Annotated in this window: 4 protein-coding genes; all 4 read left to right on the forward strand. The window is 48.4% G+C overall.

The window, feature by feature from the left end; genetic code table 11:
• Positions 1-354: 354 nt before the first annotated feature.
• The 4 genes from K9N57_04505 (at position 355) to K9N57_04520 (ending at position 11,158) form a co-directional block, all read left to right on the forward strand.
• Entirely contained in the window at positions 355-3,444 is a 3,090-nt protein-coding gene (locus K9N57_04505; GenBank protein MCF7803429.1) for a hypothetical protein, read from the forward strand.
• A complete protein-coding gene (locus tag K9N57_04510; protein ID MCF7803430.1) occupies positions 3,431-4,096 on the forward strand; it encodes a response regulator transcription factor in 666 nt (221 codons plus the stop codon). Before K9N57_04505 ends, K9N57_04510 begins: the two co-directional genes overlap by 14 nt.
• A 398-nt stretch (positions 4,097-4,494) precedes the next feature.
• Positions 4,495-7,923 carry a T9SS type A sorting domain-containing protein gene (locus K9N57_04515; GenBank protein MCF7803431.1) on the forward strand — a complete coding sequence of 1,143 codons (3,429 nt, stop codon included), beginning with the start codon at positions 4,495-4,497 and terminating at the stop codon, positions 7,921-7,923.
• A 1,315-nt stretch (positions 7,924-9,238) separates the two neighbouring features.
• Entirely contained in the window at positions 9,239-11,158 is a 1,920-nt protein-coding gene (locus tag K9N57_04520) for a hypothetical protein (protein MCF7803432.1), read from the forward strand.
• Positions 11,159-11,387 lie beyond the last annotated feature (229 nt).

Here is an 11,387-nt window from a genome sequence, read left to right on the forward strand (position 1 = left end):
AAATAATGGAAGTCCCGCCAGGGACGCCTGAACGACCTATAGCTTCGCTAATTATCCCGCATCATTTTATCCCGAATTGACCGAAATTCTGTGCCTTCACGCCAGTTGGGAAAATATCTAACACCTTAACATGAACCCGACAGGGTTCCTTACAAGATTTTATTTTCCTGTTGTGTTTCGTTACCAATCAGAGTAGTATAACTTGAATTAACTGATACTCTCATCAGTTAACTGCATTCGGGTTTCAAAGATGGACAACTTATAGATGCTGTTGGATGGTTAACTGTCATCCTAATGTGGGAATTTTGGGTATAGACTCAATTTCCTGAACACCTGTTCAATTGGAATCCGAATATGATTTCCTGCGCAAATAAATCCATTTTCCCAGTACTCTTTATACTATTATTTCCCGGCCAATTTCTCACGGCTGCCGGTACCAACTTTGTTCCTGAATATCTGACCATCAATGATGGGTTATCGTCTAATTACATCACCGATATCCACAAAGATCCCTCTGGATACATGTGGTTCGGGACAATGGACGGCCTTAACAGGTATGATGGGTATTCTTTTCTAGTCTTCAGAAATATGCCCAATGACGAAGAGTCATTGCTGGGCAACCGTATCACAGCCATTGAAGAAGACCACCATGGGAATTTTTTTATTGGTACCACCACGCCGGGACTGAACTATTTTTATAGAAACTCCACCCGGGTTAAAAGGATTCCCTTAGCGGATTCAACCGGCCGTGTTTTCTCGTCTGTGCATACAATCAAATGTGCGAACGACAGCCTGGTCTGGTTAGGGACAATTGACGGATGTATCATTCGGTTTAATTCAATAAGGGATTCGATAGAGTGGTATACCAGGATTCCCAGCGATTTTCCCAATGGTGATCAGAATACGATCAATGGATTTTATCCGGATTCGACAGAGAACCTGTACATTGCATCGGAATTCGGCGGACTGGATTGTTTGCCATCCACCCGGAGCGCAATCACGCATATTTTACCGGCTGATACATTAGACGAGGAGTTCAGGCGAAACGGGTGCCGGGGAATAATAGAAGCTCGGGACGGTAACCTGTGGATTGCGCGGGCTGCGGGTGTAACTGCGTATAATCCGAGGACAACAGAAATAAAGCAATTTTCCTTCGCGGACGGTAAGGGGGAGATGTTGAAAGCGCGGAATCTACAGATAAACCGGGATGGAAAGATAATCTTAAGCTCCTATCATGACCTGCTGATGATAGATCCTGTGACTGGAACTCACACGAATATCACCAGTGTTTTGCCGCAATATTTCACCTCAGCGCTTCTTGTGGATGAGAACAATATTATTTGGGCCGGTACCAACGGATATGGCGGGGTAAAAATTGATCCACGGAAAAGCCGTTTTCATAACAGTACCGGTAGTTTTCTTCCGGAGGTTTTCGGAGAGCAATTCAGCGCTCTCTCAGGTTATCCAGGTGTGAACCAAAGCCTTCGTGATATGAACTTCCTGTCAGTAATCCGGGACCGGCACAGCAATCTCTGGGCGGCGACACAGTTCTCTGGCCTTTATAAAGTGGAACATGAAACTGCGATGGTCCGGATTTTCCGCATGGGGACTCCGGATCTTCGCGGACGATATCAGGTAATGTATGAAGTATACGAAGGGCAGGATGGCCGGATTTGGGTAAGCACGGTCGGCGGAATATCCCTGTTGGATGAGAAGAACGGATCTTTTACATACTTTCGCCTCTATCCCGGAAAAGAGACAGCAAGCTTTGCCCTGAATAGCCGGGGATATTTTGACATCAGCTGCATGTATCAGGACCGCAACGGGACATTCTGGCTGGGCACACCGGAGCTTGGCTTGCTCTCTTTTCATCCCGTTACAACTTCCGGAAAGAATATACCTGTCATCTATGGGATCTCCGGGAAGGGACTTTCTTTTCCCATCTTAACTATTGCAGAAGATCCCACAGAACCCGACGACTATCTTTGGTTAGAGACCGAAGGTAATGGTTTAGTGCAGTTTGATAAGCGCACAGAGGAGATGTCTTTTTTCAATACAGGGCACGGTTTACCCAACAATATTGTCAATGGTATCCTGACGGATGCGCGCGGCCATCTCTGGATGAGTACGAACAGAGGAATATGCACGTATGACCCGGTGGGGGAACGTTTCGCACATTACGACAAGCGGGATGGATTACAGTCAAACGGGTTCAATCGCCGGGAATTTTACAAAACCGCTGACGGCGAAATGTACTTTGGGGGAGTGTACGGCTATAATCATTTTCATCCCGGCGACGTACTTGAGGTGACTGAAGCCCCGCCAATCGTGTTGACCGGGGTAAAACTTTTGAATACGCCACTCGATATTGGAGCTGTAGCAGAGGAGTCCAACCACTTTCCTCCATTAGAGAATAGACTGGTTCTGAAACACCATCAAAATAAAATGATCACATTCAATTATACTGCACTGGCGTATACTGATGCCCACAGAATCCGTTACGCGTATAAACTGGAGGATTTTGACCGGAGTTGGATTAACAATGGCCCCAACAGATCGGCAGTTTATACCAATCTAAATCCTGGCGAATATTTGTTTCGGGTACGACAGTACCGGGATATTACCAACCCGGAGGCCCCGGAGCTTACTTTAGCCCTGACCATTTTACCATCGGCCTGGGGGACCTGGTGGTTTCGTCTACTGTTGAGCGCGGCATTCGTAGGGCTCATCAGCATGTATTTCCTGGTTCGTCAAAAAAACCTGGTTGCGAAGACCCGGCAACAACAACGGTTTGCGCAACAGCTCATCCTGGCACAGGAAAGGGAACGCAAACGAATTGCGAGCGAACTCCACGACGGACTCGGGCAGAACCTGCTCATCATTAAAAATAAATTGATGGCGGGACTCAAAACACCGTACGGTTCGGATAAACAGGTGAATTTTATCACGGAAGCTTCGGATTTGACTTCCCGGACACTTGAGGAAGTCCGGACCATTTCCCAGGGTCTTCACCCGAGTTACCTGGAATACCTGGGATTGACCATGGCGCTCGAATCCACGGTTGACCATGTTAGTGAAGCACCGGATATGACCTTCCACGTGGAGATAGAAAACATTGACGGGATTGTGTCCCGTGAGAAAGAGATCAACATCTACAGGATAATTCAGGAAAGTATGAATAATATTCTCCGTCACTCCGGGGCGGCTGAAGTATTGATCACTGCAAAGAAAACCGATGCACAGGTCGTAATCAGGGTGGAGGATAACGGACGGGGATTCAATTTCGAAAAAACAGTTGCCAGCAGGCGGGGACTGGGAATCGGCAGTATGTTCGAGCGCTCCATGATCCTTGGAGCGACCTTTACTATCGACTCATCACCGGGAAGCGGAACGAAAATCTCTCTCACAATCCCAGTGGAAGGGACGAGTCATGACTCAACCTGAACCCCGACAATCTGTAAATATCCTTGTTGCTGATGATCATCCACTGTTCCGTGCCGGTGTTGTAACCGAACTAAAGAAAAACCCGGATTTCACCATCGTTGCGGAAGCCTCTGACGGACAACAGGCGTTTGATTTAATCGTCGAGCACGAACCTGATGTTGCCGTGTTGGATGTGAAAATGCCGGTGCTGACCGGACTGGAAGTCGCCCGGAAATTGCAGGAAAAAGACGTCACAACGGAGGTAATCCTGCTAACCATGTTAACTGAACAAAAGATTTTTCTGAAAGCACTGGGATACGGAGTACAGGGATATGTGCTGAAAGATGCTGCCGTGCAAAATATTTCAACCGCAGTGAAGCGGGTTGCAGGGGGCTGCTATTATCTGAGCCCGGAAATGACCGGGGTGTTAGTGAAAAAATCCCCCGAACCTGCCACAACTGACACGCCTGATGAAATACAGTCGCTGACTCCGGCGGAACGCACTGTGCTGTCCCACGTGGCGGAATTGGAGTCAAACCAGGAAATTGCAGAAACATTATTTATCTCTGTCCGCACGGTGGAAAACCATAAGGTCAACATTAATCGGAAGTTGGGATTGCAGGGCAGAAACACCCTGCTGAAATATGCGATAGCGCATAGATCTTACCTGTAAGTCTCTTCATTTAAATCTGCCGCATTATGGTAGCAACAATCCGATCGTCCCTGGCGGGACTTGGATTATCATTTTTAAACCATAATCTGTGCGTAAACCCACAGGTATGTGCGTTAACGCATAGAAATTTGAGTACTTCCCCCTATTCAAATCAATTCAGTCATACGGTACATTTCAATAATCCAGGATCCGGTTCACCACGAAAGATGGGTGGAATGGGTGTGTTAATCGGCGAGGACAAGCCGGAGTGTCGTTATAACATCCGGGAAATGGGGGACTGTGAGAACCAAATCATCCGGTGTTCCGAGCCGTTCCCCGTCGATGACCTCCTGTGGTCATTGGCTTTCACATGGATACCAATTTTGGCTGCCAACTCGTTAAAAAATGGGAAAATTAAAATGAAAACGAAAACTTTTGGAAAACTTTTGTTTGGGTTGGTTTTATTAATTGGCCTGACAGGACCAGGCTGGAGTGTATCCTATCCAACTGCAACTGCACCCGCAACCGGGGATGGCAGCAGCGGGAACCCGTATCAGATAGCCAATCTGGAAAATCTATACTGGATTGCAGCTCCGGAGGCTGTAGTAGCAAGCCCGACACAAGCGACCCGCTGGGCAGCCCATTATATACAGACTGCGAATATTGATGCATCGGATACCGATGGAGGAACTGGGTGGGGTACAGCAGGTTGGTCACCAATTGGCAACAGTACCACTAAATTCACAGGTTCATATGATGGAGACGGGTACATTATCGATGGACTGTTCATCAGCCGTTCAGCGACAAATTACCAGGGATTATTTGGGTATACTGACGGTGCTACAATTTCCAACATGGGGATCGCAAACCTCGATATAACCGGTCTTGATAACGTCGGCGGTCTGGTTGGATATAGTAATAACTCTGCCATCAGCACCTGTTATACAAGTGGCACCATCGTTGGCAATCCTAGTGGGATGGCGTATACCGCTGGTCTCGTCGGATACGTCAATTCGGGTTCCGTCAGTAACTCGTATGCCACATGTTCCGTCACTGCTAGCGGGAGATATGCATTGCTTGTAGGGCAGGTGATAGGTGGAACCATAGAATACTCATACAGTACAGGTCGGATTGGCGGAAGCGGTGGATTGGGACTAATAGGATATCAGTCTACAGCGACCATCACGAACTGTTTCTGGGATATGGAAGCCTCGTATTATACAACTCAGCCTTCCGGGAGTTTTGGTGGTGGAACCGGAAAAAACACTGCAGAAATGATGCAACAAAACACCTTCACAGGTTGGGATTTCACCGCCACCTGGAATATCTATAGTAACGGGGAAAGCTATCCTTATCTCCGGAAGATGCAAACGCCTCCGTCGCTTTTAAGCACCTCGGTTTCCGGTGGTGACGTGAATCTTTCCTGGGGTGCTCCGTCCCCGGCGCCAAATGGGTATAACGTCTATCGCAACGCTGAGAAGATTAACGCAAGTTTAGTTACAAGTCTCACATATAATGATACGGAAGCGACAATAGGCACGAATTATAATTATTATATAGAGGCAGTCTATACAACCGGCCTTTCCCAGCCATCAAATTTTACACCATACCTTGATTTACGGTTTACTGCGGGTACGGGAAAGTCCGGCGCTCCCTACCAAATCACCACGCATTCACATCTAAATTACATCGGGGACCACCTGGGGTACCCCTATGTCTCGTTTAAACTAATGAACGCCCTGGATCTTACATCCGAATGTGCGTCAGGTGGCACATATTATAATAGCGGTGCCGGCTGGGAGCCCATTGGGACCTCGGGTACCGGAAATCAGTTTCAGGGCGGTTTCGATGGTAATGGATATGTAATCACCGGTCTGATGATTAACAGGGCTTCAACATCCGATATCGGCCTGTTTGGGGAGGTGAAGAGTGCGAGTTTTAGCAATGTCAAACTTGAACAAGTAAATGTGACCGGGAACGATGATGTCGGTGGACTGGTTGGTTACAATGGCACTTCCCCTATAAACAACTCCTATGTAACCGGTGTGGTAAATGGAAGTGGCGCGGTAGGCGGCCTGGTAGGATATAGTCAGAACTCTGCTATAAGTAATAGTTACACCACCGGTGAGGTGACAGCCAGTGCCTGGGCCGCTGGCGGACTCGTTGGATACAGTTATGCCGATACCATAACTGATGCGTACTCCGAGATGACAATCAACGGTAACAATGGTGTTGGCGGGCTGTTTGGAGAGAGCGATAATTCTGTCATCAGTACTAGCCATGCGACCGGGAGTGTCACCAGTCCAGCTGGCTATGGGGGTGGGTTTGTCGGGTATTCCTCTAGTAACACCTTCACCAATTGTTATGCCGACGGGAATGTGGAAAGTTCAGGACAATACGCAGGAGGATTTGCCGGGTACTTTTCGAATGATGACGTGAATAACTGCGACGCCAATGGCGATGTCACAGGGATGACTTCAGGTAATTCATATGCCGGCGGTCTGGCGGGATACAGTTATCAGACAACGGTGAGCAACGCCTCCGCGGATGGTAAAGTTACCGGTGATATTTGGGTCGGAGGACTAGTAGGATTTAGCCGGCTCGGTAGTATCGAGTACTCCTCGGCGACCGACACGGTAGACGGCGGGGAGATGCTCATTGGTGGACTGGTGGGAGAAGCGGAAGGCACCGCAATCAGTAACTCTTACGCCTCGGGCATCGTTACCGGTAACACCGGGACGCCACCATCTGGTCATTATTATACGGATGTTGGTGGCCTGGTTGGATATGCGGATGTGTATTCCGGCACGGTGACGGCGATCACGAATTCCTATGCCTGTGGTTCTGTAACCAGTGAGGAAGAAGTCGGCGGACTGGTCGGCTATCTCACAAGCACCTGTACAATCAATAACTCGTATGCCGTCGGAGTTGTGACCGGCAACACGAATGTCGGCGGGCTGGTTGGTACGAACGGCTCCACGGATAACTCTAACGTCACCAATTCCTTCTGGGATACCCAGCACACCGGGCAGGCATCCAGTGACGGCGGCACCGGCAAAACCACGGCGGAGATGAAGAGCGTCGCCACGTTCACCGACGAAAGTACCGCCGGTCTGACCACCGCCTGGGACTTCGAGACCGATCCCAACGATGACGCGGCGAACGAGGATTACTGGGATATGGATCTGTCCGGGACCATCAATGGGGGCTACCCGTTCCTTTCATACCAGAACGGCACCGACTGCTCGCTGCCGGTGGAACTGGCGGCGTTTACCGCGAAAGTCACGGACAAGGGCGACGTGCTCCTGCAATGGATCACGGAGAGTGAGATCGAGAATCTGGGGTTCAATCTCTACCGGAGCGCCAGCGAGACCGGCGATTATCAGAGAGTAAACAGCGCATTGATTCCGGGCGCGGGATCGTCGCCGGACCGGCACACGTACAATTATACCGACAAAAAGCCCGGTCCGGGCCACGTCCTCTGGTACCAGCTGGAAGACGTGGATTTTACCGGGAAAACCACCCGGCACGAGGCCATCTCCACCGCCCCGGTGGTGAACGCCAGGCCCGAGGCGTTCCGGCTGTACCCCAACTATCCCAACCCGTTCAATCCGGTGACACGATTCACCTACGAAATTCCGGCAACCCGGGAGGTACACATCGCCATCTATAAAATTACCGGGGCAAAGGTCTGCGATCTGTTCAATGGGAAGCAGGCGCCGGGCGCCTATACCCTGCGCTGGGACGGAACCAATGCCGGTGGTCAGGCACTCCCCTCCGGTATTTACTTTGTGGTGATTCAGGCAGGCAGGGATTATGATAAATTCAAAATGACCCTGCTGCGGTGATATCCCTCGACAAAGATTCTTAAACCGGTCGTCCCTGGTGGGACTTGAATTGTTCTTAAATATCCTTTTCCCCACCACTGACGTGGTGGGCTAGTCAGCGATCGTCCCTCCGGGACTTGCCCATTCACAAAATTGGGGCACAAGCAATGTCATTGGCGGAAATTATAATAATGACCCCTTTAGGATCTGCAACCCATAAAAGGGGCAATGTAAATAGCAAACCTTTCACGGATTTCGTATGGTGTGGCATACATTTTGGGGACTGGTGTTTGATCGATGTCCCGCATATCCCTGCAAAAAAAGTGGCAGGCTATACATCGATCGTCCCTCCAGGACTTGAGATATTGCCCCAGGCTACTTTTACCCACCACTTCAGTGGTGGGCCGAACGCCACCGTCCCTGCCGGGGCTTGCCAAATAAGAACCGTGAGAAATACGGTCGGTTTTTTGTCCCGCCAGTGACGAAACGCCTTCATCCCCGGGTGGCAACCCGGGGGAAAGAATGCCCATACAAATCCCAAGTCCCGGCAGGGACGTTCGGAAAATGAATATTACAGCCCATCGAAGCTCAGGTTGTCGGAAAATTGTAGAGTGTCCGTTGTGTGGGGACGACCCGCAATTCGAATTTTCCGGAGATGCAATGCAACATCTTGGAAGGGACTTCTCGTGGAGGAATCTCCGGCGGGATAGTGTAGGCTCTGTAATCGTGTCATTCCTCCGGTTAAACCGTTATCTGTTTTTTGTGATTTGGGACAAAATTTATTTTAGTAATTTTTATTAAGAAATAAATGCTAAGTGACAGTTATTATTACACCTTATAAAAGCAATTTAATTAGCATAAGGGGATACAATTGATAAATGCAGGTTATCTCTGTTCTTTTATCTTGACAAAGCTGAAGTTTCGTATGTAAACTTATTCTCAAAATAGAAGCCTTTGATGAACATTGTATTAAATTGGCCGATAACACCTTTTGTCATTTGCAATGCATTTTGTCAGTACTTTCATTTCTATTTCCTTAAAACTATAACTGCTCCGTACATTGATTTATTTCCACGGTTTCAGACCAAAAACCATTTCAGGTCTTTCACTTAAATATGAGCTGTACTCCCAAATATACTTTCAAATTTCTCATTCCTGACTATACTCGGTTTTTCCCGTCCGGGTATAATAAACCGGGTCTCCCTTTTGGAATTACAGTAACTCATATATAGCCTGTCGGGAGTCATTCAGGCTAAATTCCCGAGGTGTAACGAGGGCCTGAGGGGTAGATTTAACCATTTCAGGAATTTCACTTTTGTTGATACGGGGTTGAATAATGACAATTTTACGTGCGTTTGAGGTAAATCGGTGGATGATGTATGTGTGTATGGCTATGTATATTCCAGCGATATTTGCAGGTACGATATATGTCGATGCCTCTGCTTCCGGCAATAACGATGGCACTGACTGGAGTAATGCACATACTTCCTTGCAGTCCGCACTGAATGCGGCTTCTTCCGGAGACGAAATTTGGGTGGCAAAGGGGACATACTATCCCAGTTCTGTCTACTCTCTGACCAATACGTCCCGTTATTATCATTTTGAAATGATAAATGGCGTGACCATCTATGGTGGGTTTGCCGGTACAGAAAGCGCTGTAGCTGAAAGAACCAGCTATGGATCAGGCGAGACTAACGAAACCACGCTAAGTGGTGACATCGGAACGGTAGGGGATAACAGTGATAATTGTTACCATATTTTTTACCATCGAGACAATACTTCGCTAAATAATACGGCAATTCTGGACGGGTTTACGATTTCAGATGGCAACGCCAGTGGGAGTTCTCCGCACACTAGTGGTGGTGGAATTTATAATTATTATAATTCACCTCGTATCAGAAACTGTGTCTTCATTGATAATTCTGCCAGTTCTGGTGGGGGTGGTATGTATAATGGAACAGGTTCTCCCGCACTTTTAGAGAATTGCCAGTTTATTTCAAATACATCACAATATGGTGGTGGGGTTCATAATTCATCTGCAGCTGCAACCTTCAAGAATTGTGTTTTTCGCGCCAACTCGGCAAACCTTCAGGGTGGCGGCATGTATAATTACGCAAATTATGAGGTAACCGTGACCAATTGCCTGTTTTACCAAAATACTACTGGAACAGGGACGGGAGGCGGTGTCTATAATTATTCAAATGGACCAGTTTTCAATAATTGTACCTTTACGGAAAACATCGCCAGTAATGGTGGCGGTGTTTCCAATCGCAGCGGGTCTGTTCAAACCTACAACAATTGCATTTTTTGGAGCAATAGCGCATCAAGTAATGGTGATGAGATTTATATGGATGGTGGGACCGGTACCACCCTCAATTATTCCTGCTATCAAAATGAAGAGGGTGATATTTATGGGACCCTAACGACATCGCACTGTATCAACACCGATCCACAATTCGTGGGTGTGTTAAATAATTCAGATCACCCCTACAGCATCGGTGGAATCTCCCCCTGTGCTGATGCCGGCGATAACACCTATAACAGCGAGCCGTACGATATCCGTGGTCCAGGTTTCCCCCGTACATTGAATAAATTAGATGGCACCTCAGGCACAATTGATATGGGGGCGTATGAGTACAAGATTGGTACCGACGCTTCATTGCCTGTCACTCTCTCATCCTTTATTGCTACTGCCGGCAATGGTGAGGTGACTTTACGTTGGACTACGGAGTCCGAAATCGACAACCTGGGGTTTAATATCTACCGTAGCTACTCAGAGTCCGGAATCTATGAAAAACTGAATAGCCGGATCATCCCCGGGGCAGGCTCTTCACCGGATCGGCACGAATACTCGTATACCGATACCTACTTGGCGAACGGAACGACATATTGGTATAAACTTGGGGATGTGGATTTCAGTGGATACACGGTCCTTCACGGACCAATGTCCGCCACCCCATGCGTCGGAACAGTTCCTGTCGTCTTCCGACTCTATGCGAACTATCCCAATCCCTTTAATCCGGTGGTGGTTATTCCGTACGATCTTTCTGGTGATTCGTACGTCAGAGTTTGCATTTACGATGTTGCGGGGAATCTGGTTCGGGACCTTTATAGCGGACGCCAGGTGCCTGGCAGCTATACATTGCGCTGGGATGGCACGGGGCAGCATGGCCGGGCAATGCCCTCGGGACTGTATCTGATTCACCTGAAGGCCGGGACAAGATCCGCCGTTTCACGGGTGACCTTGGTGCGATAGACGCGAATAGGGGTTTTTGGTCGTCCCTGATGGGACTTGAATTATTTTACGTGGTCTTTTAACCCACCACTTAAGTGGTGGGCTATTCAGCGGTCGTCCCTCCGGGACTTACCAATAAAACTTGGGGTAAGGAATCACAATCATGTCGTAGTTGTCAGCCCTGCCAGGGGTGATTAGCGGTTAGCCCCGGGTGTCAACCCGGGGATCCCGGGAATCAAAAAAGAAAAAA

Source organism: Candidatus Neomarinimicrobiota bacterium (assembly GCA_021734025.1).
In the GTDB taxonomy this organism is placed as follows: Bacteria; Fidelibacterota; JAANXI01; order JAANXI01; family JAANXI01; genus JAANXI01.

Bases quoted from the DNA above. Each gene is read 5' to 3' on its own strand.
- K9N57_04505 (MCF7803429.1), top strand. From the start codon at position 355: ATGATTTCCTGCGCAAATAAATCCATTTTCCCAGTACTCTTTATACTA.
- K9N57_04510 (MCF7803430.1), top strand. From the start codon at position 3,431: ATGACTCAACCTGAACCCCGACAATCTGTAAATATCCTTGTTGCTGAT.
- K9N57_04515 (MCF7803431.1), top strand. From the start codon at position 4,495: ATGAAAACGAAAACTTTTGGAAAACTTTTGTTTGGGTTGGTTTTATTA.
- K9N57_04520 (MCF7803432.1), top strand. From the start codon at position 9,239: ATGACAATTTTACGTGCGTTTGAGGTAAATCGGTGGATGATGTATGTG.